General features: G+C 63.5%; 21 protein-coding genes. 11 read left to right on the top strand and 10 right to left on the bottom strand.

Going from position 1 to position 25,652, the window contains the following annotated elements:
- Positions 1-768 (top strand): cation:dicarboxylate symporter family transporter (locus tag ACIQC5_RS15195; RefSeq protein WP_400283898.1); only part of this gene is annotated, 768 nt, incomplete at its 5' end.
- Between the two features lie 4 nt (positions 769-772).
- Positions 773-1,279, top strand: a complete 507-nt coding sequence (locus ACIQC5_RS15200) for a universal stress protein (RefSeq protein ID WP_400283900.1) — start codon at positions 773-775, stop codon at positions 1,277-1,279.
- A gap of 177 nt (positions 1,280-1,456) precedes the next feature.
- Here the strand turns inward: ACIQC5_RS15200 and ACIQC5_RS15205 are convergent, their stop codons facing one another.
- The 5 genes from ACIQC5_RS15205 to ACIQC5_RS15225 all read right to left on the bottom strand — a co-directional run bounded on the left by ACIQC5_RS15205 (position 1,457) and on the right by ACIQC5_RS15225 (position 7,276).
- Positions 1,457-2,131: a metal-dependent transcriptional regulator gene (locus ACIQC5_RS15205; protein ID WP_400283903.1), complete on the bottom strand. Its 675-nt coding sequence runs from the start codon at positions 2,129-2,131 to the stop codon at positions 1,457-1,459.
- Positions 2,132-2,258: 127 nt separating this feature from the next.
- Positions 2,259-3,650 (bottom strand): GntP family permease, encoded by a 1,392-nt coding sequence (locus ACIQC5_RS15210; RefSeq protein ID WP_400283904.1) that lies wholly within the window; start codon positions 3,648-3,650, stop codon positions 2,259-2,261.
- Between the two features lie 17 nt (positions 3,651-3,667).
- Positions 3,668-4,309: a bifunctional 4-hydroxy-2-oxoglutarate aldolase/2-dehydro-3-deoxy-phosphogluconate aldolase gene (locus tag ACIQC5_RS15215; protein ID WP_400283907.1), complete on the bottom strand. Its 642-nt coding sequence runs from the start codon at positions 4,307-4,309 to the stop codon at positions 3,668-3,670.
- A gap of 7 nt (positions 4,310-4,316) precedes the next feature.
- A complete protein-coding gene (locus ACIQC5_RS15220; protein WP_400283910.1) occupies positions 4,317-5,957 on the bottom strand; it encodes an amidohydrolase family protein in 1,641 nt (546 codons plus the stop codon).
- A gap of 8 nt (positions 5,958-5,965) precedes the next feature.
- The gene (locus tag ACIQC5_RS15225; RefSeq protein ID WP_400283912.1) at positions 5,966-7,276 is read right to left on the bottom strand and encodes an amino acid deaminase; all 1,311 of its coding nucleotides are present in this window, start codon (positions 7,274-7,276) and stop codon (positions 5,966-5,968) included.
- Positions 7,277-7,521: 245 nt separating this feature from the next.
- Between ACIQC5_RS15225 and ACIQC5_RS15230 the strand changes: the two genes are divergently transcribed.
- Genes ACIQC5_RS15230 through ACIQC5_RS15240 form a run of 3 tightly spaced genes read left to right on the top strand, consistent with a single transcriptional unit; the run spans position 7,522 to position 9,696 of the window.
- On the top strand, positions 7,522-8,529 hold the full coding sequence (locus ACIQC5_RS15230; RefSeq protein WP_400283915.1) for a sugar kinase: 1,008 nt from the start codon (positions 7,522-7,524) through the stop codon (positions 8,527-8,529).
- Positions 8,489-9,295, top strand: a complete 807-nt coding sequence (locus tag ACIQC5_RS15235; protein WP_400283918.1) for an IclR family transcriptional regulator — start codon at positions 8,489-8,491, stop codon at positions 9,293-9,295. The genes ACIQC5_RS15230 and ACIQC5_RS15235 overlap by 41 nt, the downstream gene beginning before the upstream one ends.
- The gene (locus tag ACIQC5_RS15240) at positions 9,292-9,696 is read left to right on the top strand and encodes a RidA family protein (protein WP_159707956.1); all 405 of its coding nucleotides are present in this window, start codon (positions 9,292-9,294) and stop codon (positions 9,694-9,696) included. The genes ACIQC5_RS15235 and ACIQC5_RS15240 overlap by 4 nt, the downstream gene beginning before the upstream one ends.
- Before the next feature lie 439 nt (positions 9,697-10,135).
- On the opposite strand, the gene ACIQC5_RS15245 is transcribed toward ACIQC5_RS15240, so the two are convergent.
- Entirely contained in the window at positions 10,136-11,029 is an 894-nt protein-coding gene (locus ACIQC5_RS15245) for an AEC family transporter (protein ID WP_400283921.1), read from the bottom strand.
- Positions 11,030-11,226: 197 nt separating this feature from the next.
- Positions 11,227-12,531 carry an LssY C-terminal domain-containing protein gene (locus ACIQC5_RS15250; RefSeq protein WP_400283924.1) on the bottom strand — a complete coding sequence of 435 codons (1,305 nt, stop codon included), beginning with the start codon at positions 12,529-12,531 and terminating at the stop codon, positions 11,227-11,229.
- A 188-nt stretch (positions 12,532-12,719) separates the two neighbouring features.
- On the opposite strand from ACIQC5_RS15250, the gene ACIQC5_RS15255 reads away from it, so the two are divergent.
- From ACIQC5_RS15255 to treS, 4 genes are all read left to right on the top strand, one after another.
- Positions 12,720-13,322, top strand: coding sequence for a PadR family transcriptional regulator (locus ACIQC5_RS15255; protein WP_400283926.1), 603 nt, complete (start codon positions 12,720-12,722; stop codon positions 13,320-13,322).
- Positions 13,319-15,085 carry a sulfatase gene (locus ACIQC5_RS15260; protein WP_400283929.1) on the top strand — a complete coding sequence of 589 codons (1,767 nt, stop codon included), beginning with the start codon at positions 13,319-13,321 and terminating at the stop codon, positions 15,083-15,085. The genes ACIQC5_RS15255 and ACIQC5_RS15260 overlap by 4 nt, the downstream gene beginning before the upstream one ends.
- A gap of 58 nt (positions 15,086-15,143) precedes the next feature.
- On the top strand, positions 15,144-16,502 hold the full coding sequence (locus ACIQC5_RS15265) for an MFS transporter (protein WP_400283932.1): 1,359 nt from the start codon (positions 15,144-15,146) through the stop codon (positions 16,500-16,502).
- 344 nt (positions 16,503-16,846) lie between these two features.
- Positions 16,847-19,009, top strand: a complete 2,163-nt coding sequence (gene treS, locus ACIQC5_RS15270) for a maltose alpha-D-glucosyltransferase (protein ID WP_400284506.1) — start codon at positions 16,847-16,849, stop codon at positions 19,007-19,009.
- A gap of 149 nt (positions 19,010-19,158) precedes the next feature.
- Here treS and ACIQC5_RS15275 read toward each other — a convergent pair whose 3' ends face one another.
- On the bottom strand, positions 19,159-20,169 hold the full coding sequence (locus ACIQC5_RS15275; protein WP_400283935.1) for a phosphotransferase enzyme family protein: 1,011 nt from the start codon (positions 20,167-20,169) through the stop codon (positions 19,159-19,161).
- A gap of 155 nt (positions 20,170-20,324) precedes the next feature.
- Between ACIQC5_RS15275 and ACIQC5_RS15280 the strand changes: the two genes are divergently transcribed.
- Positions 20,325-21,641, top strand: coding sequence for an aspartate aminotransferase family protein (locus ACIQC5_RS15280; protein ID WP_400283938.1), 1,317 nt, complete (start codon positions 20,325-20,327; stop codon positions 21,639-21,641).
- Positions 21,642-21,648: 7 nt separating this feature from the next.
- Here ACIQC5_RS15280 and ACIQC5_RS15285 read toward each other — a convergent pair whose 3' ends face one another.
- Complete coding sequence (locus ACIQC5_RS15285) at positions 21,649-22,263, bottom strand: TetR/AcrR family transcriptional regulator (protein WP_400283941.1); 615 nt, start codon at positions 22,261-22,263, stop codon at positions 21,649-21,651.
- 182 nt (positions 22,264-22,445) lie between these two features.
- Positions 22,446-23,789, bottom strand: coding sequence for an aspartate aminotransferase family protein (locus tag ACIQC5_RS15290; protein WP_400283944.1), 1,344 nt, complete (start codon positions 23,787-23,789; stop codon positions 22,446-22,448).
- A 128-nt stretch (positions 23,790-23,917) separates the two neighbouring features.
- On the opposite strand from ACIQC5_RS15290, the gene ACIQC5_RS15295 reads away from it, so the two are divergent.
- Positions 23,918-25,531, top strand: coding sequence for a PucR family transcriptional regulator (locus ACIQC5_RS15295; protein ID WP_400283947.1), 1,614 nt, complete (start codon positions 23,918-23,920; stop codon positions 25,529-25,531).
- Positions 25,532-25,652: the final 121 nt, after the last annotated feature.

The raw sequence follows: 25,652 nt of genomic DNA on the forward strand, positions 1-25,652 counted from the left end.
CTAAGCACCTACGCCCTGCTGATCGCCGCCTGCTACGGCTCCGCCCTGATCTTCATCGGCCTGCTCTTCATCGTGGCCTGGGCCTACCCCCGGGTGCCGCTGTGGCAGTTCATCAAGTACTCCCGCGAAGAATTCCTCCTCGCCCTCGGCACCGCCTCCACCGAATCGGTCCTGCCCCGGATCATGACCAAACTGACCAACGCCGGATGCTCCCGGGCCACCACCGGCCTGGTGGTCCCCACCGGATACTCCTTCAATCTCGACGGCGCCGCACTCTACCTCTCCATCTCGCTGCTCTTCCTCGCCCAGGCCTTCGGACACAACCTTGACCTCGGCCAACAACTGGCCGCACTCGGCATCCTCATGCTGACCTCCAAGGGCATGGCCGGCGTCCCCGGCTCAGCATTCCTGGCACTCTCCGCCACCGCCGGCGCACTGGGCATCTTCCCCGTAGCAGGCGTGGCCCTGCTCCTCGGAGCAGACCGGCTCATGGACTCCATGCGCGTGGTAGTCAACCTGCTCGGCAACTGCGTTGCCACCTTCGTGGTCTCCAAATGGGAAGGCCAGTTCGACCGCGACACCATGCTCGCAGCATTCCGCGGCGACTCGCCGTCGGACAGCGAAGCCGCGGCAACCGAAACCCCAACAACCAAGTCCCCGAAATCCGAAGCCCCCTCCGAACGCGACCTGGTGCCCACCCCGCCCATCCAGGGGACGGGAGAAGCACCCAAACGGCCTGTTCAACGGCACTCCCCAGCGCAACAATAAGGGTATGGCTGCGGAAAGTTTCAGCGGACGAATTCCATTGGTTGTTGGCGTATTGCCAGACCAGCATGTGGAGGTCCTCCAGACCGCCCGAACCCTGGCTGAACAGCTCGGCGTGCCTTTGGTCTGCGCTTACGTCGACGAGGCCAGCTACTTGGTGGAGTGGGATCCTTCGCGCGAGACACACCGGATGTCGCTGCATCCCGAAAAGGACGACGCCGATGTCCAGGCCATTCGCGGCGACCTCGGCAAAGTCATCGCCGCAGCCATGGACGGCGGCAAGGCGGACTGGACCCTGCGGTTATTGGCGGGCGATCCCGCCCGCGCCCTGGGCCGGCTGGCCTCCGATATCAACGCGTCCATGATCATCGTTGGCACGCCGGAACCGGGCTTGGGACACCGCATCTCGGAGGTCTTGAACGGCTCGGTGGCGGCGTGGTTGAGCCACCATCAGCGCAGGCCAGTGCTGATTGTTCCCCAGAAAAAGCACCAGGAAAGCGCCGCGAGAAACTAAAGCGAAAGTACTTATTCGAGGTGGTGGCAATGCCGTGCAACGGCACGTAGAGTAATTACTGCAGGAAGCCGAAAGGCCCCTGCTCAAAGGCCGCTCCGGAGTGCGTATCCCCCAATAACGCACTCTGGAGCTCTTTGTTTAAGCGGTGGGTCACCGACCCGGCAACCCGCGGCGGACTTAGCCCGCCACAACCCAAATCGACGCCGCCGCCACAGACCCGAGATCGACGTCGTGCTCACTGCCCTCAGCCCGAACGGTGGTGGCGTCGGCGTAGGGCCGCTGTCCTCGAACGGTCAGCCGAACGTCGGGCGCGAGGCCAAGTTCGGTGAAGTAGCGGAGCATCTGGGGGTCATCGTCCGAGATTCGCGTGATGACCACCCGGCTGTCGGGCCTGGCTTCGGAGAGCAGGAAACCTTCCGGCGGGTGCGGCTCGCCGTGAGCGCTGGGAATGGGATCGCCGTGGGGGTCGCGGGTGGGATGACCCAGGTGCTGGTCGATCCTGGCAATCAGCGAATCCGAGACCGCGTGTTCCAGGATCTCGGCTTCGTCGTGGACCTCGTCCCAGCCGTAGCCGAGCACATCCACCAGGAACGTTTCCAGCAGCCGGTGCCTGCGTACCATGGCCACCGCGTGCGCCCGCCCCTCGGCAGTGAGTTCGATGCTGCCATACGGCGCGTGCGTCACAAGTCCTTGCGACGCGAGCTTCTTGATGCCGTCCGACACCGTGGACCGTCGCACACCAAGTTTCTCCGCCATCCCGCTGACAGTGATAGGCGTGGAGGACCACTCGGTGGCATTCCACATGAGCTTCAAATAGTCCTGGGCTGTGTGGCTAAGATCCGAGACTGGCATATCACCGATGATATCGGCCGGGTGTTCGTGGTGGCTAACAGCAAAGTTCGCGGCTCCCGACAAAAGTAGTTGGCACGTCACACCCATGTTCCCCGCAAACATGGGTGTGACGTGCCAACCCGGCGTACTACCTGACGAACGTGTACAGCAGCGCTGCCATACCGAAGCCCACAACCGAAAGCACCGTTTCCAGCACGGTCCAGGTCTTCAGGGTGTCCTTGACGGACATGTTGAAGTACTTGGAGATGATCCAGAATCCGCCATCGTTGACGTGGCTGGCAATGATGGAACCGGAGGAAATGGCCACCACAATCAGTGCGAGCTGCGGCTGGGTGTAGCCCGAGGCAAGGCTGGGTGCCAGGATGCCCCCGGTGGTCACGATTGCAACGGTCGCCGAGCCCTGGGCGATCCGCATACCGGCGCTGATCACGAAGGCGGAGAGGATGATCGGCAAGCCGGCCTGGGACAGCGAATCCGCTACGGCCTTGCCAACACCGGTGGCGGAAAGGACCGCGCCGAAGAACGCGCCCGCACCAACAACCAGCAGGATCATGCCCACGGGACGCAGCGAGGAGCCCGTGATTTCGCTGAGCTCGGCAGAGGTCATGCCGCGGCGGATGCCCAGGAGCCACATGGCGAGCAGCACGGCGACGGTCAACGCGATGGCGGGGTTACCGAAGAATTGGAGGATGTCGCGGAAAACGCCCGGAGGAGCGAAGATGTTGCCGAAGGTGCCGCCGAGGATGAGGATCATGGGCAAGCCGATAGCGAGCAGGACCAGCCCGATGGACGGCTCGTGGCCCTTGGCTTCCTCGGCTTCGGGGACAATCCGGTCCTCGGGAACATTGACCATGACGCGCTTGCCGATCCAGGTGCCCCACAAAATACCGGAGGCGAACCAGGCCGGGACGCCGCAGATGAGGCCCATGAGAATGATCCAGCCAAGGTCCACGTGGAACAGGCCGGCGGCAGCAACGGGTCCGGGGTGCGGCGGAAGGAAGGCGTGCGTCACGGAAAGGCCGGCCAGCAGCGGAAGTGCGTACAGGGCCAGGGACTTGCCGCCACGAATGGCCGCGACGTAGACCAACGGCGCCAGGACGAAGATGCCGATGTCGAAGAACACCGGGATACCCAGCACGAAGCCGGTGATACCCATGGCGAGTGGTGTGCCCTTTTCGCCGAAGATCTTCACGAGTCTTCCGAGCAGCACCTCCGCGCCGCCGGATCGCTCGAGAATGGCGCCAAGGACGGTACCGAGGCCGATGATCACGGTGATGTGGCCAAGAATGCCCGCGAAGCCCTTCTCTATGAGGGCGTCGCTGCTCTTGGTGGCGGAGCCCACCAAGGCCTCCACCGAGATCCCACCTACGAGGGCCACGATCACACCGGTTCCTACCAGCGCGATGAACGGCTCAAGCTTGACCTTGATGATCAGGAACAGCAGGAGGGCAATGCCCGCGCCCGCCAGGAGGAGCAAGCCGGCGGTATCGTGCCGCAGCCAGTCAAGAAATTCATTCATGGACGTATCTTTCTCGGTTAGTCCTGCTTGAGGGTGCTGGTGAAGGCGGCAGCACGCGCCGCAATGTCTGCCCAGTCGCCGGCAGCAACTGCTGCGGGCGGGACCACGCTGGTGCCGCAGCAGACTGCGGCAGCACCGGCGTCGAGGTAGCTCTTGGCGTTGGAGGCGTCGATGCCTCCGGAAGGCAGCAGGCGGATGCCCGGGTATGGGCCCTGCAGGTCCTTCAAATAGGCCGGGCCGAGCTGCCGGGCGGGGAAAATCTTGACGGCGGCGGAGCCCAGGTCCAGGGCCTGCGCCACCTCGGTGGGCGTCATGGCGCCGAGGCTGAACGGGATGCCCGCGGCGAGCGCGACGGCGGCAACCTCGGGCCTGAGGCCCGGCGTCACCAGGAACCGCGCACCGGCGTCGATCGCTGCGCGGGCCTGGTCAGCGGTCAGGACCGTGCCGATTCCGACAGCGGCACCATGCTCCGCTGCGGTTTCCGCCGCGCGCTTGACGTGCTTGAGCACATCCGGTGTGGTGAACGTCAGCTCGACGCTGCGGATGCCGCCGTCGGCCAATGCCCGGCAGAGATCCGCGGCGTCCGTGATGGACGGAGCGCGGACAACGGCAAGGGTTCGGTCGGCTTCCAACTGCTGGAGGAATTGTTCGGGAGTCATGGGTGGATTACTTTCCTTCTCGGGTGAGGCCGTCGCTGCTGCGACGCAGGGCACGGCCGGCGCGCGCGCCGGTGGGTTTGCCGCCGTCGATCGCCGCCGTTCCGTTGACGAAGACGTAGTGAATGCCGCTGGCGGCTTGGCGGGGATTCTCAAAAGTGGCTTCGTCGCGGATGGTTTCCGGGTCGAAGAGCACGACGTCGGCCGCGTAGCCCTCGCGGACCAGTCCCCTGTTGTGGAGCTTGAGTCGTGCGGCCGGACGGCCACTGAGGTGATGGACCGTTTCCTCAAGGCTCAAGAGGCCGAGGTCGCGCGAGTAGTGGCCGAGGTAGCGCGGGAACGTGCCCCAGGCGCGGGGGTGTGGCTTGGCACCTACCAGGAGTCCGTCGCTGCCGCCGGTGTGCGTGCGGTGTTTCATGATGGCCTGGACGTTTTCCTCGTGGCCGACGTGTTGCAGGATGCCGGTGCCGAGACGGTCTTCGGTGAGGATGTGGGCGAACACATCGAACGGCTCTTGGCTGGCCTCGGCGGCGATGTCCTCGATGGTCTTGCCCACATATCCTGCGAGCGCCGGGTTTTGGACGCCACTGATTTCCAAGGTGTCCCACTCGGCAACCACCCCGTGGCAACCGTCGGATCCGTAGATCTCCACGGCTTCCCGGATGCGTGCGCGGGTTTCGGGGTCTTTGAGGCGGGCAAGGGTCGTTTCCGTGCCGCCGGAGGATGCCCAGCTGGGGAGGATCGCCGAGAGGGTGGTGGCTCCCGGGAGGTACGGGTACGTGTCCAAGGTGATGTCCACGCCGTCATCAAGCGCGCTATCGATCAACTCCAGGAGTTCCCCGGCGCGGCCCTTGTTCTCCGCGAAGTTCATGGTTGCGTGGGAGAGGTGAAGGGCGCAGCCTGTGTCCCGGCTCAGACCGATCATCTCCGCGTACGCACCCAGCGCGCCCTTGCCATAGGAGCGGTGGTGCGGCGCATAAAAGCCACCCAGTTCGCCTACGGTCCGGCAGAGTGCGGCGAGTTCCTTGGTCTGCGCGTACATGCCCGGCGTGTAGGTCAAGCCGGAGGACATTCCCACGGCGCCTTCCTCCATCGCAGTGCGGATCACGTCCTGCATCTGCTGCTGTTGTTCAGGCGTGGGGTCCCCCTCGGCGAAGCCCATCACCATGGCCCGGACGGTTCCTTGGGGAACGAGGTACGCGGCGTTGGTTGCGATGCGGCCACCGTCTTCCGGCGCGTCCAACCGGTCGAGGTACTCCCCCACGGTCCGCCAGTTCCAGTCGAAATCGGCCGGATTGTCGTTCCAGCCCGCGATCTTCTCGCGGACGCCGGCGAGCGTGGCGTCGTCCACCGGCGCATATGACAGTCCGTCCTGGCCCAGCAGTTCCGTGGTGACGCCTTGGCTCAGCTTGGCGTAGTGCTCCCTATTAACAAGCAGTTGCAGGTCCGAATGCGCGTGCATGTCGATGAAGCCTGGACTCAGGACCAAGCCAGTGGCGTCGATCGTGCGGTCGGCCCCGGCTTCCGCTGCGGTGAGGGTTCCGGCGTCGACGACGGCGGCAATCACCGAACCGTCCAGCAGGACGTCCGCGGGGCGGCGGTCCGCTCCGGTTCCGTCCACCAGGGTGGCGTTGTTGATGAGGGTCTTCATGGTGGGTCCTAGAAGAAGGTATGGATGAGGTCGACGACGGTCTGGTCTGTAGCGGGGCCGCTGTTGGCGAGCACCGGGATGACGGACCACTTGTCGAAAGCTGTGCACGGGTGGGACAGGCCCAGCCGGATGACGTCGCCGGGGCGAACGGTGGTGGTGCTGGCGTCGTAGGTCATGAAGGAATGCTGATCGTTGACCGAGGTGATTTCGGCGCCAACCAAAGGCTCCATGGCTCCGCCGAGAACCGGTCCGATGAACTGCGGCTCGGGCAGGCCTTCGTCGAACGGGAGGTCCCGTTTGCCGGCGTCGAGGATGGCCAGGCCGGGCTCGGTCTGCGAGACAACCCGAGCCCAGCCGTGCATTCCGGCCGTGAAGGGCTGGTCACCGTCGCGGGAGAACGGCGAGATTCCGCGGTAGAAACCGTCGTCGTGGATGATATAGGCGCCGCTGCGGATCATGAGGTCAACGGCGGGGCCTCCTGTTTCAGTGCCGGTGCTGATGCATGGCGAGAGGACTGTCACCACGTCGTCGAAGTACGCACTTCCGCCGGCCGTGATGATCACCTGGCTGGAACCGTACAAGCCTGCGGCGAGCAACTGTTCGTGGAGCAGCCGCATCTGGGCGAGGTAGCCACGGACGGCGGCCAATCCGGCGTCGTCCGCTGTGTGCGCGAGTGAGCCTTCGTACCCGCTGACGCCCACCAGCCGCAGGTGCGTTGAATCCGAGATGACGCGGGCCAATTCCATCGCAGCCTCCACGCCGCGAGCCCCGGTCCGGCCACCATGCGCACCGAGTTCAACCAAGACGTCCAGCACGGCATCGCTGCCGGCCAGGGTGTTGTTGATGACGTCCACGGTTCCCACGGAATCAACCCAGGAAAGGATTTTGGTCCCCGCGGGCTGGTCGGCTACCCACTGAATCGCGTGCGGATCCGTGAGGCTGTTGGCGAGCTGCAGGTTCCGGACGCCGAACTCGCGGGCCACGCGAAGCTGAGCGAAATTGGCCAGCGTGATGCCCCAGGCGCCGCGGTTGAGCTGCTCGGTCCAGAGCTGGGGAGACATGGTGGTCTTGCCATGGGGTGCCAGCAGCACGCCGTGTTCCTTGCACCATGCGGCCAGGCGATCGGCGTTGGCCTGAAGCGCCGCTGCGTCAAGGGTCAGGAGCGGGGTCTGGAGGTCCGCGAGGGAGTGCTTCGCGGCGACGAACTCTGCGTGGGTGGTGCCGTTGGCGGTGGCCGGGATGGCCTTGTGCCGCCAGTCGAGCCGACGGTCTGCGAGGCCGGCCACGGCGGTTGCCGAAATGGCTTCGGAAGTGTTCACGCGGTGATTCCCTTCGCGGTGCTGCGTTCTTGAAGCTGCGTTGTGGGGTTGTGGTGTGTGAGGTTTTCGCTGTGTTGCGTATTTTGCAACGCTGGTTGCAAACCTGCTGGGGATATGTCTAACATGGTGGCGGATCGGGAGTCAAGGCCGCGGGATACCCGCAGAGCCCTCCGATCCGCCGCGGAACACTCCGTATCGCGGCATCCGAGTGCCGCTGAAAAGCGCAAGACCGAGTGCGGGAGAACATGCTTTCAGCTGTATGTGTTGGCGAAACGATGGCCATGCTTACCCCTGCCCAAGCCGTCCCCCTGCACTTGGCCACCGAACTCCACTTCGGGATCGGCGGTGCGGAGTCGAACGTCGCCATGGGCCTCGCCGCGATGGGCCTGGACACCCACTGGGTCAGCCGGGTTGGCCGGGACGGTTTTGGTACGCGGATCCTCCAGGACCTGCACGATCACGGCGTTGGTGTCTCGGGCGTCGAGGTTGACGACTCACTTCCCACGGGCCTTTACGTGAAGGTCCCCGCACAGGAAACAGACCCCGACGGCGGCAGCTCAGTTTTGTACTACCGGCAAGGATCCGCGGCGTCGGCCATGGGACGCGAGACGCTTTCCAACCCCGCGGTGTCGACCTTGCTGGAAAACGCGGCCCTCATCCATTTGAGCGGGATCACCGCGGCGCTCTCCCCCGAGTGCCTGTCACTCTTGGAAGCCATCCTCAGCGCACCTCGCAACGGCCGGATCATCAGCTTCGACGTCAATTGGCGTGAAGCCCTCTGGGCAGGCCAAGACCGCTCGGTCCTGCAGCGCCTGGCGAACCTGGCCGACGTCGTGCTTGTTGGAAAAGACGAGGCCGAGCACGCCTTCGGAACCACCGACGAAGCAGAACTCCGCCGGATGATGCCGGACCCCGGCGTGCTGGTCATCAAGAACGAGGCGATCAGCGCGATCTCTTTGGACCGGAGCGGCAGCCGGGAAGAGGTGCCCGCACTGTCCGTCGCCGTCGTCGAACCTGTTGGCGCAGGTGACTCATTCGCCGCCGGTTACCTCAGCGGCATGCTGTTCGGACTCGGCCAAAAGGAGAGCCTCCGGCGTGGGCATGTTGCAGCTGCATGCACGCTGACCGTCCACGGCGACCGCGGCCCGCTGCCCGAGGCCACCGCGTTGTCCGCCATCCTCGATTCTTCGGATGACGACTGGGCTGCTATCCATGTTGAAGACGGACATTTCAACACCAGAACCGGAGCGTGACACCTTGAGCCAGAGCCTCATGCGGGCCATCGACCTGCTTGCCGAACTTGCCGCGAAGCCAGCCACCTTGGACGAGCTCTCGTCCAAGGCGTCCGTGCACAAAACCACCGTGATGCGGCTCCTGCACGCCATGGAGGAGAAGCGCTTTGTGGTGCGCGACGACGATCAGCGGTTCATGCTCGGCTCCAAACTGTTCGAGCTGTCCTCCCTCGCGCTCGAACAGCGGGACATCCGCAAAGTCGCCCACCCGCACCTTGCCGAACTGAACGGTCGCACCGGGCACACGGTGCACCTCGCCGCATTTGAAGGCAATGAGGTGGTGTACATCGACAAGTTCGAGTCGCACCACCCCGTCCGCATGTATTCGCGCATCGGCCTGACTGCATCACTGCACTCAGCCGCTGTGTCGAAAGTCCTCCTCGCCGATATGCCGCGCAGCCGGCAGGAAAAGATCGCGGCGGGGCTGGACTACATCAAAGTTACCGAGAACACCCTGACCTCACCGGAGGCCCTGCTGGCCGAACTGGAGCAGGTCAGGATCCAGGGCTGGGCCCACGACAACGCCGAGCACGAAGCGTTCGTGCACTGCATCGCGGCCCCCATCCGCGATGCCAGCGGCGCCGTTGTTGCCGCAGCCTCTTGTTCGGTACCGGTAGTAATGCTCAGCTATGAAGGATTGCTGGGGCTGCTGCCCGACCTCAAAGCCAGCACCGAGGCCATCTCCAACGACCTCGGCTGGATCAGCCACGAAAGGAACTCAGCATGAGTGAAAAGACCGTAGTACTGACCGAAAACGCCCCCGCCCCGGCGCACGTATTCTCCCAGGGCATCAAGAAGGGCGGCATGTTCCAGGTGTCCGGCCAAGGCCCCATGGATCCCGCCACCAACCAGTACATCGGCGACGGCGACGTCCGCGTCCAGACCCGTCGCACGCTGGAGAACGTCAAGGCCATCCTCGAAGCCGGCGGCTCCTCCGTTGAAGACGTCCTCATGTTCCGCGTCTACCTCACCACCCGCGACGACTTCGCCGCCATGAACGAGGTCTACGGCGAATTCATCCGCGAGAACGTGCCCAGCGGTTTGCTGCCGAGCCGCACCACCGTTTTTGTTGATCTCCCGCACGAGGTCATGCTCGTTGAGATCGACGCCCTGGCCGTTACGGCGTAGCTCCCACCCCCTCTCACATCCCGACGGTTTTCGGGCGTCCCTCTCTCACATCCTGCTGCTTTCTGAGCGACGCTATCTCACATCCCGACGGTTTTCGGGCGGCCCTCTCTCACGTCCTGACGGTTTTCGACGGACGCTATCTCACATCCCGACGTGAACGTTCGACGTGAGGTCTCCTCATATTTGCTCTTCACCCCCGGACTTCACGGCCGACGCCATCACGCCCGGGGCCGAGGACGCCGTTCGGTGACGCTGGAGGCGTGGGGATGTGAGGGAGGGTTCCCCAAAACCGGTCGGGACGTGAAAGAGGGACGGGAGTACGTGGACGCTATCTCACGTCCTGCTGCTTTCTGAGGGACGCTATCTCACATCCCGACGTGAAGGTTCGACGGCGGCACTCGGGTGAGTGCCGCCGTCGAACCTTAAAGGGTGGCTGGCTTTAGCCGAACAGCCAGGCGGCACCCAGCAGCAGCGGGACCGCCAGGATGCTGGTGAATACGGCGGTCGATTGGGCGATGCCTTGGCCCGCGCCGTAGCGGACTGCGTAAAGGACCACGTTTTGGCCGGTCGGGAGGATCGCGCAGGCCGTGACCACGAAGGTGCTGAACGGGTCCAGATGGAAGACGAACGCGGCAAGAACCCACGCGAGCAAGGGCTGAACTGCCGACTTAAGAATGACGGCGATGGTGGTGGGCACACGGTCATCGATGCCGGGGCGGACCGACAACCCGTGGAGGGACATGCCAAAGATGATCAACATCAGCGGGACCGCCAATTGTGCCACCAAGGCCAGCGGATCCAGGATGATGCGCGGCACCTCAATCCCTGCGGCGCTGACAAGGACCCCAAGAATAGCCGCCACGGTGACCGGGTTGCGGAAGGGAATGGAGAGCACGCGCCAAACGGACACGTGCTTCCCGGCAGGATCCGTGAGGTCAAGAATCGTCAGGGCAATGGGGGTCACTATGGCCAGCTGGAACAGCATGATGGGAGTGACGAATGTGGCGCTTCCCAGGATGTAGAGTGATAGCGGAACGCCCAGGTTGGTGGAATTCACGATGCCAACGGACAGTGCACCGATGGTTGTGCGTCGAACGCCCCATCGGCCCAACAAGCCCGCAACGGTGAAAACGAGCATCACCGCGACAGCTGTCACCACGGAGATGAGGCCAGTGGCGCTCAGGACATCGGAAATATGCCGGGACGCAATGGCGGAGAACATGAGGCAAGGCAGTCCAACCATGAACGTCAGGGTGGAAAGGACCTTGCTCCCCTCGGGGCCCAGTGCCTTGGTTCGTCCGAGGATGTACCCGATGAGGAGCACTACGCTCACAACAAAGAAACCCTGAAGGACTCCGTCCAAACCGCTTCCTCAATCCATTGCTGCTGCCGGGATGCCTGCAACAGCAAGCTTGTGAAAACGTATTCAGCCTATAGGGGCGCGCGGCCTCGTGACCTCCTTTGGATTCCCGGAGACTCCGACACGCCGCAAAACCCGGCGCACCGGGCTGCGCCGGGGTTCAAACAGGGTCAGGAAGCAACGCGCCGGTTCGCGACGGATGGAGGCAACGCCGGAACCCGCTGCCGCTTGGCGTAGACCCTGGATCTCTGGCTGGACAGGGCCAACAGCACCAGGATGTCCGTGGCGAGTCCAGCCAATCCGGCTTCCAGGGTGATACTCGTGGTGCCGGTGGTGGCGTCGATTGCCTGGACCAGGATGGACACGGAGCTCAGGCCCATCGCGATGACGCGGGCACCGTTGCTGCCAAGGAAGATCCGCCAGGCAAGGAAAACTTCACCCATGCCAAAAATCAAAACGACGGTGGCCACAAAGGCGACTGCCGCCGTCGTGGTTTGCGGGTCTACTGAACCGTCGTCGAAGGTGATGTCGGCAAATTCGCCGGACGATGTCAGCAAGGTGATTGCCAGACCAAGCGCCGCCATGGCTCGTGCGACAACCAGCGCTGCGCCCATGATGGTTGGGGCGGGCCTCCTGTCACGGCTGTCAGTCCGCCGAGGCAACTGGCCCGAGGGAACGGCAACGCTGCGGGCGTCCACAACGGGTAGGTCGCCATCCGTGGAGATCGAATCCCCGCCGCCGTTGCGCGTGTGGTATCCGGTGGAGAAATCCTTGATGACCTGCACGGAGACTGCGGATTCGGCCTCCGCCACTGTCCGCACGATGTGATCCCGTTCGACGTCGGTGTTCTGCTCGATCTTGTGCGTGATCTGGAGCGTAAAGAGGGAGAACCCGACGCTGCGATCGTAGGTGCCGGCCGCGAGCCAATCCACTTTGTGGCCACCTGGCAGCATCCAACCGTCCGGGCAGCGCCAGAAACGGACATGGTGGCGTTTGCCGGGATTGCTGTCCACCTCCTGCTGGTAGGCGAAGTCCTGCTGCCTGTCGAACAGGTACAGCGGGCTGACCGGCGCTTCCGGATAACTCCGGCGGAAGATCGTGGAACTGATGATGCGGCGACTACTCGCGAAGGTGACGTCATCGGCGAGTGTCCAGCGGGCAGACCTCATGATCGCGTGCAGCTGCTCCTCGTCACCGAGCAAAGCGACGTTCACAGGATCGCCGAGAAGCCCATCGCTGGTGCGGGCCCGCCCGATGAAGTAACCGGGAACATAAATGGTGGTCAAAATCCGGTGCAGCCGGGGCAGCAGCAAGTAAGCAAGGAATGCCCAGAACACGAACGAGAACCACACTTGGCCCCATCCCAAGTGGAAACTCTCCCCCACCAGCAGGAACGCGAGCCACACTGCTGCCGCTCCGCCCAGGACAAAGAAAGCATGGTCCAGCCGACTGTCCCTGTTCGGCGCTTTGTACATTCGGAACTCCCCCCGTGAGCGCATGCTCCTTAAGCTTCGTCGCCCGGAGGCCCTGTGTACACAGCGCCAAGCGGAGCGCCCAAAAAAGGATTCCACTTGTTCCATTGACGGACCATTCCACTTGTGTCATTCTTTTTTCAAGAAAGGCGTGACTCGCATCACGCAAGACGCCACAAATGGAGAAAGCAATGAAACTCGAACACCTACTTCTCGGAGTGCTGCTGGAGCACCCCAGCACCGGATACGACCTGAAGAAGTATCTGGACACGCATGGCCGGTTCCTTCGGTCCAATACGCAGATGAGCCAGGTCTACAGGTCTCTGGGAACCATGGAAAACCAAGGCTGGGTTACCCACAGTGTGGACCCCCGGCCCGGCGCCCAGGACGCCAAGACTTACCGGGTCACTGACGAGGGAGCCACCGTTTTCCTCGACTGGCTGACCGGCCCCTACCACCCGGCCAGCCGCTTCCAAGAGCCTGAGTTCGGTGCACGGTTGTCCTTTTCCGGGTTCATGAGCGCCGAGCAGCTCCTCCGCATCCTCGACGTCGAAATCCAGACCCGCCAGGACGAAATCGCCCGCTACCGACACCGTGACCGCAAGGAACAATGGGCCCCCACCATCGCCTTCGACACCGAGCTGGCCGAGTCCGTGGGAGAACGTCTGCACGTGATGGGCGCCAGCGCCATTGACGCCCACGTTGCCGGACTGATTGATCTACGCAAGGACCTCCTGGACGGGCACCTGTCCTCCCGCTCACTCACCGCAATGCCGTCGGAGTTGCGACCATGAAAGCCATCATTCTCATGTTCGACAGCCTGAACAGGCACATGCTCTCCCCATACGCCGCAGACACTTTCGTGGACGCCCCAAACTTCGCCCGCCTGGCTGCCAGGACGGCTACGTTCGACAACTTCTATGCCGGCTCCATGCCCTGTATGCCTGCACGCCGCGAAATGCACACGGGCCGCCACAACTTCCTGCACCGCAGTTGGGGCCCGTTGGAACCGTTCGACGATTCGATGCCGGAAATGCTGGGGAAAGCCGGCGTCCACACCCACTTGGTCTCTGACCACCCGCACTACTGGGAAGACGGCGGAGCCACCTACCACCCCCGATACACCACCTGGGAGTTTTTCCGCGGCCAGGAAGGCGATCCGTGGAAGGGCGTGGTTAACCCTGCCGGCGGGAGCCAAGACTGGCGTGCGGGCATGAAGCGTCAGGACATCATCAACCGCAGTTATATGCCCACCGAAGCTGAGCACTCCCAGACCAAAACGGTCGACGCCGGTCTGCACTTTGTGGACACCAACCACGAGGCGGACCAATGGATGCTGCAGATTGAGCTGTTCGATCCGCACGAGCCCTTCTTCACGCACAGCGCCTACAAGGCCATGTATGACCACGAATACGACGGACCCGAATTCGATTGGCCGGGCTATCAGAAGGTCACCGAACCAGCGGACACAGTTGAGCACGCGCGCTACGAATACGCGGCATTGGTTTCCATGTGCGATAAGTCGCTGGGGCGGGTCCTGGACGCCATGGACCAGTACAACTTGTGGGAGGACACCCTCCTGCTGGTCAACACCGACCATGGATTCCTGCTGGGCGAACACGGCTGGTGGGCCAAGTCCGTCCAGCCGTGGTTCAACGAGCTCGTGCACCTCCCCATGTTCCTGTGGGACCCGCGCACCGGCGGCAAGGACACCCGGCGTGGAGCACTCGCCCAGACAATCGACATTGCTCCCACCATGCTGCGGTTCTTCGGCGTTGAACCGACGCCGGACATGCAAGGCCAAGACCTCGCAACCGTGCTCCAGGATGACGCAGAAGTACGTGAGGCCGCACTCTTCGGCATTCACGGTGGCCACGTCAACGTCACTGACGGCCGCTACGTCTACATGCGTGCCGCCGTCGATCCCTCCAATGCGCCGCTGGAGGACTACACACTGATGCCCACCCACATGAGGTCTCGATTCTCCACCGCGGAACTCGCAGGATGGGAGCCGGCGGAGCCGTTCAGCTTCACCAAGGGACTGCGAACCCTTCAGCTACAAACGTCCTCAATGATGAACTCGTGGGTCCACGGAACGTTGCTGTTTGATCTGGAAACGGACCCAGACCAGACGAACCCCATCATCGACGACGAGCTGGAGCTGCGGCTACTAAGAATGCTGGCGAAGCTCATGCATGCCAACGATGCACCACAAAGCCAGTTCCAGCGGCTCGGTATTCCCTTCGATTCCGAGCCCGGTGCCCAACACCTGCTCGCCGCCCAGCAAGCAGACAGAGCAAGACTCGCCCTGGTTCCGTTACCTCCGCTGGATAGCTTTCCCGACGGCGGTGCAGCACTGACCGTTCCCGTCGTCGAACTGCTCCAAGACATTCGGGGGCGCGAGACCGTTGAGAAACACCTGCCCGACCTCATCAGCACTGAGTTGGTTAACATCCCCGCCCAGCTCAGCCTCTACCAGCTCGCAGCCGTCATCCCGGTTCCCTCGAGCGCCCTCGAATCCATCGCCGGGGAACTGGCCGTCATCCGCACGGCGTGACATCACCCCAGTGACATCTCCCCAACCCCGCCTGACAATGTAGACAGGACACAAGCCCATGACCACCCAACCCAGCCCTGCCCTCGCCACCGCAACTCCCGCAGAAGGAGCGGCCCAAGCCAGCAAAGTTCCGCACCGTTGGCGGAACCTCGCGGTCCTCACCGGCGTCACGGTGGTGGATAACACGGAGGCCGGCCTCAGTGCCACGCTGTTTCCGACCATTGCGGCAGCCCTGAAACTGCAGAGCAGCCACCTCGGCCTGTTGGCCGCACTCGGCAAGATCATCGCGGTCCCGGCTGGTCCGGCGTGGGCCTGGCTGGCCGGGAGGATCGGCCGCCGGAAGGCCCTGATCGCCACCACGTTGGCAGGCGGCGTCTTCGGAATCGCCGCCGGTTTCTCGCAGGACTTCGTCCAGCTGCTGATCCTCAATACGCTGATGTCCGCGTCGATCATCGGCGGAAGCCCGATCGCGAACGCCATCATCGCCGACTCTTTCGATGACAGTCAGCGAGGCAAGGCCGCGGGCTACTTCTACGGCTTCATGAGCCTCATCAGTTCCTTCATTGCCCCACTCATCGCGTTGTTCACGGGAATCACGGACGGCTGGCGGTTCGGCATGTGGACCATCGGCGCCATCTGCATCCTGGCCGGGCTGATGGTGGCCCTGCTCCTGAAAGACCCTGGCGTGGGCGCATCCGAGAAGCAGCTCGCAGACCTCGCAGGCCGCGAGCGCCTCGCCCCGAAGGTCACCGTCCGCTCGGTCGCCTCTCTGTTCCGGATTCCAAGCTTCTCCGTCATGATGCTTTCGCGGCTGCTCTCGGGACATCTCCTCATCACCATTTTCGGCATCCAGTTCCTGGTGGTGGAACGCGGCTTCACCAACGCCGTAGCGGCAATAGTCCTGGTTCCGTTCGGTCTGGGCTACTTCGGCGGAACCGTCGGCGGCGGCTGGCTCATTGCCCTTTTGGACCGGATCCTGCCTGACCGCGGACGGATCGCGTACCTCCAGGGAGCCCAGGTCCTGTTCGCGGCAGTAGCCTTCGTGGCCACCCAGTTCGACTACGACAACATCGGCATTTACGGCATTTTCTGGGCACTGATCGGCTTCGCCCAGGGAGCCAATCCGCCCGCCAACCGGCCCATCATCGCAGCAGTCGTCCTGCCGGAACTCCGCGGCCAGGCGTTTGCGATCTTCCTGACGGTGTTCGAGACCATCGGCTGGGCCGCTTTCTCGCTCGGGGCCGGCGCCCTGGCCTCCACTTTGGGAATCCAGGCAGTCTTCCTCTGGACGCTGGTCGTCCTGATGCTGGTCAACGCCGCGGTTCTCACAGTTCTCTACTTCGTCTACCCGCGGGACGTGGCCCGTGTCCGAGACACGCTCGAGCAGCGCCGGCACGACGCCCTGTTGCAGGGCTGACCCAGCAAGCGCAAAGGGTTCGACGGCGGCACTCACCGGAGTGCCGCCGTCGAACCCTTTCTTGTGGTTCCGGACGGACCACGCGTCAGTCAGAGGTCGACAAACGGTGTGGTGGGGTGCTTAGCATGAAGGCGTCCGGTAAGCCGGAGCATGTGACCTCTTGAACGACCCCTCGGAAGGTCGCCGCCGACGGCGGCGACCACGTAAAGGAGAAGACTGTGCTGGAGCCAAAAGTCAGCGGGAACGCGCCAGGGGACAACGGCCTCACCGGAGATCCTGCGGGGCCGGACGGATCGGAGAACGGCGCAGGACCCACAGACAACGCAGCATCCGAGGCAGCGGAAATCACCTTTGACGAGCAGTTCTACCCGGCCCGGCCGAAAGCCCTGCGTCCCATAGCCCGCAGGCGGCAATTCTTCGCAGCCCGCCCTTCTTTGGAATTCGACGGTCGCAACCCGACGTATGTGGACTGGCTTCGGAATCAGTCGATGTTGGGCGATGCGAACGTGATGGCCCGGCAGCTTTCGGGTCAGGCCAGTATGTGGCAGAACGCCTACGCCAGGCCGAATCCCAGGGCAGCGGTAGAGCGCGCACCCGTCTGGTTTACGGCATACCCGCTGTCCTTCATCACCAAGGACGGCCAATCATTCCTCTCGGCGCTGGGCGATCCGGAACTGTGGGAGGCATTCCGGGAAATTGGAATCCGCGGCCTCCACACAGGTCCGGTCAAACTGGCTGGCGGCATCAGCGGTTGGTCGCAGACACCCAGCGTGGACGGGCACTTTGACCGCATCAGCATGGCGATCGATCCTGCATTCGGCACCGAGGAAGAATTTCGCCGGATGTGCGAAGTCGCCGCGGAACACGACGGTACTGTCATCGACGACATCGTCCCCGGGCATACGGGCAAAGGTGCCGACTTCCGGCTTGCCGAAATGAACTTCCGCGACTACCCGGGCATCTATCACATGGTGGATATCCCCGAGGAAGACTGGCACCTGCTGCCCGATGTTCCCGAGGGCGAGGACTCCGTGAACATCAGCCCTGACACCGAACAGGCCCTGCAGCGGGCCGGCTACATCATCGGCCGATTGCAGCGCGTGATTTTCTACGAGCCCGGGGTCAAGGAGACCAACTGGAGCGCGACCAGGCCGATCGCAGACACCACTGGAAAGATTCGCCGATGGGTCTATCTCCACTACTTCAAGGCCGGGCAACCATCCATTAACTGGCTGGATCCTACGTTCGCAGGGATGCGCCTGGTGGTTGGCGACGCGCTGCACTCCTTGTTGGACCTCGGCACCGGCGCCTTGCGGCTGGATGCCAACGGGTTCCTCGGCGTCGAGAAGAGCGCGGAGGAACAGCCGGGCTGGTCCGAAGGCCACCCCCTGTCCGAGGCAGCCAACCAGTTGATTGGCTCCATGATCCGGAAGGTGGGCGGCTTCTCCTTCCAGGAACTCAACCTCACCATTGATGACATCAAGGCACAGTCCGAGTCGGGCCCGGACCTGTCCTACGACTTCGTCACCAGGCCCGCCTACCATTACGCACTGGTGGCCGGTGATACCGAGTTCCTGCGCCTGACCCTCCGACTGGCCATGGAGATCGGCGTGGATCAGGCATCCCTGGTTCACGCCCTCCAGAACCACGACGAGTTGACCTACGAACTGCTGCACTTTGCCGCCGGCCACAGGGACGATGTCTTCGAGCTCGGCGGCGAGGAGCTGACGGGCGCGGAAGTTGCCGAGAAGGTTCAGAACACCTTACGGGAACGCCTGACTGGCGAGAATGGACCATATAACGCGGTCTTCACCACCAACGGCATTGCCTGCACCACGGTCAGCTTCATCATGGCCGCGCTGGGCATTCAGGATCCTGCGACTTTGACTGCCGAGCAGGAATCGCAGGTCCGCGACGCACACATCCTCTTGTCCATGTACAACGCCCTGCAGCCCGGCGTCTTCGCCCTCTCCGGGTGGGACCTCACCGGCGTCAAGGCTCTTGACCGGTCGACAGTCCAGGAACTCACGGCCCAGGGCGATACCCGCTGGATCAATCGCGGCGCCCACGACCTCATGGGCACCAGCCCCGACGCGAAGACCTCCTTGGCCGGCATGCCGCGGGCCGGCAGTCTCTACGGACCGCTGCCCGAGCAGCTCCAGGACCCGGACTCGTTCGCCCGGCGCCTGCAGTCCATTCTCAGGGTCAGGGAGTCCGCTGGGATCGCCACGAGCACCCTGCTGGATGTGCCCGATGTTTCCAACCGCGGGCTGCTGGTCATGGTCAACCAACTTGGCAGCGGCGAGCTCGAGGTCACAGTGCTGAACTTCTCCGACCAGGACATCGCGGGCAGCGTCCAGTCCGCCCACCTGGTGCCCGGCGCCAGCGTCCACGACCTCTTCAGTGGCGACAACGTGGGTCAGGTGGACGATTTGGGCAGCTTCTTCCTCGAACTCGGCGCGTATCAGGGGACGGCGCTGGTTCTGAGGGAAGCCGGGACGGAATAAGCGCTCGACGGCGGCACCCGGGTGAGTGCCGCCGTCGAGCGCTTCACGTCAATGAGCCGCGGGACGGGGGAGAGCCTCGCCCAAGTACTGATCCTCACTCACATCCCGGCCCGATTCCCGAAACCCTCACTCACATCCCGGCCAGGCGATCACGGACGAGACGAGGAATGCTCCACAGAGACGTAATTTCTAGCCAGGGTGAGTACCACCGGAACCACGTTCTGGGCAATGAAAGTAGCTTCGGCGTCGCCCTTTCGGTCCGCTGCCCAGCCAAGGTAGGTCAACCCCCGCGCCAGCAGCATCGTGTCCCATGCGTCCAGGAAGCCTTCCCCCGGGTTCCGCACGGAAGTATAGCCATCGATCAACGCTTGGCGGTATGCCCAATACTGCGGGTGCGGCAAGTAGAAGAAGAGGATGGTGGCCAGGTCAAAGAGGTGCCATCCCTCGCCGAAGTCGTCGAAATCTATGAGGATAAGCCGCCCATCCTGCACAAGGATGTTCTCGGGTGTGAGGTCGGCATGGATGATTCCGTAGTTTTCCGCCGAGGTGTCCATCGAAACCAAGGCACGCCGGAGCTGCGCCATGGCCGTCAGAAGCAGGTGTTTGTCCCCTTCTGCCAGTTCCTCCAAGGCCAGGGGATCACCCCAAAGGGCGTCGTCGCCAAGCAGCCCGGCAGCATTCCACGCACCCCGCTGAAAACCGGGCAGGTGCCCAATGCCGGCAGTCATGGTGTGCAGCGCACCAACCAGCTCGCCCAGTGCACGGAAGGTCTCCGGCGTCAGGTTGCTGGTTCCATCGAGCCCCTCCCCAATATCGCCCAGAGGGTGTGTCCCCTGCAGCCATCGCTCCACATCCAGCTGAAAGTTGGTGCCATCCTCAGCGGTGACCGTGCACATCAGGGCGCCCGTGAGCGTTGGAACAACCTCAGGTACGTTCAGTCCCTGCCGGGCCAGGGCATGCAGGTAGTCAAGCTCGGTCCGGATTTCCGCGTCATTGCGGTACCCGGCCCGATGCAGCCTTACGGCGAAATCGCCTGATTCCGAATTGACTCGGAAGACATAGTTTTCCCGGTACTTGACCAGCTCAATGGTGGCGGATTCCTCGATGCCATACAGCTCCAAGGCGCCCCGGACAGTCCGGACCACAGCGTCTAGTTTCATGCCTGCATCTTCCTGTTTCTTCAAGCTTCAGCTCATGTGACTGATGTCATATCCAAGCTAAACCCTGTACTCCGAGTTTTGCAACTGGATTCACTGTTCAGTTTTTGGATTGCGTGTGGCACTCTTGGAATTAGACGCATTCGAAAGGACCCGCAATGACCTCGGAAACCAGCACCACCACGCCAGCCGCCACCGCGCAGGCAAGCCAGGACCTGCTGACGCGCCGCTACGCCACCTTGGGTAGCCACTCACCGCTCTTCTACGACAAGCCCTTGGAGCTGGTCTCCGGAACGGGAGTTTGGCTGACGGATTCAGACGGCAAAACGTACTTGGACGGCTATAACAACGTTCCGCACGTAGGGCACGCCAATCCCATGGTGGCCGACGCGATCAATGCTCAACTGCGCCAGATCAACCTCCACACGCGTTACCTGAACAGCCGCGTGGTGGAGTACGCCGAAGCATTGCTGGCCACATTCTCCGGCGAGCTGCAACGCTTGTTCCTGACCAACAGCGGCTCCGAGGCCAACGAGCTCGCCCTGCGGATCGCCCGCCAACACACGGGGAACACCGGAGTCCTCGTCTCGGACTTCAGCTACCACGGCAACACCACCAGCCTGGCTGAGCTGACAACCGGTTTGAAGGTCCGCGAACCCTTCGGACAACATGTCCGTGCGTTGCGGATCCCCGATGCCACAGAGACGGATGACCACGAACGGCTGCTCAGGGAGGCCCTCATGGACGTCGACGCAGCCATCGCCTCGCTGCAGGAAAGCGGACACGGAGTCTCGGCCTTCCTCTACGATCCCCTCTTCTCCACGGAAGGCCTGGTGCAGGTTCCGGACGGTTACATCGAAGGCGTCTCCACCCGCGTCCGCGCGGCGGGCGGCCTTGTCATTGCCGACGAAGTCCAGTCGGGTTTCGGCCGCATAGGATCCCTCATGTGGGGTCACCAGATGTACAGCACGACGCCGGACCTCGTCACCTTGGGCAAGCCGATGGGCAACGGCCACCCCGTGGGAGGCGTGGTGACCTCGGCGGATCTGTTGGACGAATTCGGTCGGCACAACATGTATTTCAATACGTTCGCCGGAAATCCAGTGTCCTCTGCGGCCGGTATGGCCGTCCTGCACTTCATGCAGCAGGAAGACTTGATGGCCCAAGCGGACAGCCTCGGCGGCTACATTGCCGGGCGGCTGGCAACAGTTGCTGCGGGCAGCCCCCACGTTGGCTCAGTTCGAGGACGCGGCCTCTACTTTGGCTTGGACATCGTGGAAGCGGAAGGCAGTGGTCCTGCTCCGCAACTGACAAAAGCCCTGATTGAAAGCATGCGCGAACGCGGCGTGCTGATCAGCCGCATCGGCCGCGACGACAACGTCCTGAAAATGCGTCCGCCACTCGTCTTCACCCGGCAGAACGCGGACATTCTGCTGGAGCAGCTGACGGAATCGCTGGCCGCGCTGAAGGCCTGAAGCGGGCCTACGCGGCCGCCAGCCCCATGAGCAGACGGTCAAACGCGGCCAGGAATTTGGCAGGGTCCATTCCTTCGCGGGCCAATTCGATACCGGCCTCCCGGAGGCACCCGATGAGCAACACCGCGGTCTCGTTCGCATCCACACCGGAATCAATCTCGCCGCGGTCCTGGGCGCGGAGTAATTCGTTGTGAATCGCCGCCAGGCTGGCCGAGGAACCTTCGCCTCGTTCAAGGCGACTCCCAAACAGGGCAGGCCCGGCCACATTGTAGAAGTAGCCAAGCTGGCGGTCCTCGGCCAGGGAAACCATGGCCCGGGCGTACGCCATGACCGTGTCGCGCCAAGTACTGCCGGAGTGGGCAAGCTTTTGGGCCTCGTCTACGAGTTCACGGCCCACCCGCCGGTACGCCTCCTGGAGCAATTCCTCCCGGCCACCTTCGAAATGTGCGTAGACCGTGCCCCGGGACATTCCGGCGTGGGCAGCCAACTTGTCGATTGACGTGGCATCGATGCCTTCCGCCGAGATGATTTCCAAGCCCGCAGTGATCAGGTCGTTCCTTGTCTGCTCCCGCCGACGCTCCCGAAGGTTCATGGAAACAGGCTTCTCGGTCTCGGTCGGCACAGGACCTCCAGGTGGAATGCGATATCGGCTGAGCCTTGATTGTATCGAAAGCACAAATTCTGAACGACGAGTCCAGGTTTTTCATGGCGCCGCAGCATTGAAGGCAGCCGCGCACAAAACGCACGACGGCGACACTCGGGTGAGTGCCGCCGTCGAGCGCTACGCGGTGGTTGGGAACCCGCCTACCGGGCGACAGCCGTGAGCGCCTGGTCGTAGATGGCGAGCGCAGTAGCGACCTCGTCGGGCGTGACCACGGCCGGCGGAACCACGTGGATGCGGTTGTCGGCGATGAACGGCAGCAGTCCCAGTCGGAGCAGTTCGGCTTTGATCCGGCCCATGTATTCGGCGGTGACCGGGATGCGCGAGGCACGGTCCTGGACGAGTTCGAGCGCCCAAAACACACCGCGTCCGCGGACTTCGCCGATCACCTCATGGCGTTCAGCCAAGGCGCGCAGGCCGGGCTCCAAGTGGTCGCGGCCGATCCTTGCGGCGTTGCCCACGATGTCCTCTTCTTCGAACGCCTCAATCGAGGCAACCACGGAAGCGGCGGCAAGCGGGTGGCCGGAGTACGTGAGGCCGCCGGGGAAGACGCGTTCGTCGAAGGTTGCGGCGATCTCGCCGGAGATGATGACGCCGCCCACTGGGACGTAGCCGGAGTTGACGCCTTTGGCGAAAGTGATGAGGTCGGGGGTGACGTCGAAGGCGTCCAACGCAAACCAGTCGCCGGTGCGGCCGAAGCCGGCCATGACTTCATCCAGGATCATCACGATTCCGTACTCGTCGCACAGCGCGCGGACGCCTTGCAAGTAGCTCGCCGTTGGAACCAGGATGCCGGCTGTGCCGGGGACCGTTTCCAGGAGGATCGCGGCTATCGACTGCGGCCCTTCGGCCTGGATGGTGCGCCGCAGGTGATGCAGGGCGCGTTCGGATTCCTGTTCCGGGGTCTGCGCCCAGAACTCGGTGCGGTAGAGGTACGGGCCGAACACGTGGACGTGGCCGCGGGCGTACTCATTGGGGATGCGCCGCCAGTCGCCGGTTGCCACTATGGCCGAGCCGGTGTTCCCGTGGTACGAGCGGTAACGAGAGATCACCTTGTCGCGGCCTGTGTGCAAGCGGGCCATGCGGATCGCGTTCTCGTTGGCGTCTGCGCCGCCGTTAGTGAAGAACACCTTCTCCATGCTTGCCGGCGCGTGCGAGAGGATCCTGGCCGCGGCCAAGCCGCGGACGTGGCTGGCGTGCGATGGCGCCAAAGTGGCCAGTGCCGTGGCTTGCTGCGCAATGGCTGCGATCACCTTGGGGTGCTGGTGACCGATGTTGGTGTTGACCAGTTGGCTGGAGAAATCCAGGTACGTGTTGCCGTCGTGGTCCCAGACCGTGCTGCCGGATCCGCCCGCGATGACCAGCGGATTCAGGGACTTCTGCGCGGACCAGGAATGGAACACATTCGCCCGGTCAAGGGCAACGGCCTCGGCATTGGTGACGGCTGCGCTGTTGGTTGCATCCAGGATTGCGTGGCTGGCGAACATGGCGGTTCCTCTCGGTGGAAGGCTTGGGGAGTCCCTTCATCATCCTTTTTGCACGCACCGCCAGTCGCTATACCTTTGTACAATCGCTGCATCTCCATTCGACGTTTTCACAACCTTAGGGTCCCGGCATGCCACCAAGCCTGAATGTCCTTCTCCGCAGTCGCACCCTCAAACTCCGGCTCGTGGTCCCCGAGCCCGCCTCGCCCCTGCTGGACGAACCCATCGCCTGGGTGCACAGCTCCGACCTGGCGGACCCCACACCCTTCCTCGACGCGGGACAACTGCTGCTCACCGACGGCACACAGTTCCCCGTTGATGCGTCGGCGGGCGAAATGACGACGACGGCGGACGCGGCCTCGGGGGGCCGCTCGGCTCAGGGGTCAAACGACTACGACGCCTACGTCAGGCGCCTAGTGGAGCACGGCATCAAAGGCCTCGGCTTCGCGACCCAGGTGATCCATGGGACGCTGCCGCCGGGCCTGGAAGAAGCATGCCGCAACCACGGGTTGCCGTTGCTGGAAGTCCCGGACCGCACCCCGTTCATCGCGATCATCCGCATGGTGGCGGACTACTTGGCCAAGGAAGAACACGCCCGGGCCGAATGGTCCCTGCAGGCTCAGCGCGCCATTTCCCGCGCAGCCCTTCGCCCCGATGGACTGACGTCGATCCTTGGCGAGCTCGAACGCCAACTCCATAGCTGGGTGGCGCTCTACGATGCCGCGGGAAACTACGTCCGGATGCCCAGGAACCGCCCCATTCCCTCCGATGTCGCAGCCCAGGTGACGTCCCGGGTCCGGGATGCCCTGCACCTCGGCACGCGATCTGCCTCGTACTTGCACATCGAGGGGCAGTCAGTGACGCTGCAGACCCTTGGCCGGAAGGGTGGTCTCCGCGGTGCACTGGTGCTCGGCGCAATCGAACCCTTGGACCCGGCAAGGACCGACATCGTCAACAGCGTGATCGGCCTGGCAAGTCTGGCCCTCGAACAAGCCCGCACGCTGGACACCGCCCGCAGGCACCTCCGCGCCGGCGTCTTCGAGCAATTGCTGGCGGGCAGCATCGACGTCGCGCTTAAAACAGCACGTCAGGTCTGGGGCCAGCTGCCACGGGAGCCGCTGCTGGTTACTGCGTCACGGCAAGAGAACCCGGCTCCGAACCTGTTGGAAGCCTTGGAGCTCTTGGCCGACGACTATCGCGGAGCCGTGTTCTACGCACTTCGGGGCGAGCTGCTGGTTGTGCTCGCCGGTCCTGTCCACCAGGACAAGGTCCTCGAACTGCTCCAACGCCACGGAGCGTCGTGCGGCGTTTCGTCCGGGACCACTATGGACGGGCTGGCCAACGCCTTGGAGGAGGCGACGCGTTCGCTGCGGCGCGCAACGGAACTGGACCGCGCCGTCGTCGAGTTTTCCGAACTGTCCGACGGCGGAATGTTGGGGCTGCTGCGGGCGGAAGAGGCGGGACCCGTGGCCCGTGGAATGCTGCAACCGCTCATGGCGCACGACCTTGCCGAACAGGCCGAACTGTTGGCAACGGTGCGCGAATGGTTCGCCAACAACTGTGTGTGGGACAAGACGGCCCGCCGCCTGGGCGTTCACAGGCACACGCTCCGGAACAGGATCGACGCCGCCGGGAGGATCCTCGGCCTGAACCTCGACGGCATGCGCGACCGGCTGGAATTGTTCGCCGCGGTTCAGTTCCTGGAGGAGGGATCTGGGAGAGCGATCGGGAAAAACGGGCAGTAACTGGGAGAGCATCGGGAAGATCCTCTCCCACATCCCACCGGTTTTTGGGCGATCCTCTCCCACATCCCACCGGTTTTTGGGCGATCCTCTCCCACATCCCACCGAACGGGGACGACAAAAG

It is taken from the genome of Paenarthrobacter sp. NPDC092416 (assembly GCF_044755025.1).
In the GTDB taxonomy this organism is placed as follows: domain Bacteria; phylum Actinomycetota; class Actinomycetes; order Actinomycetales; family Micrococcaceae; genus Arthrobacter.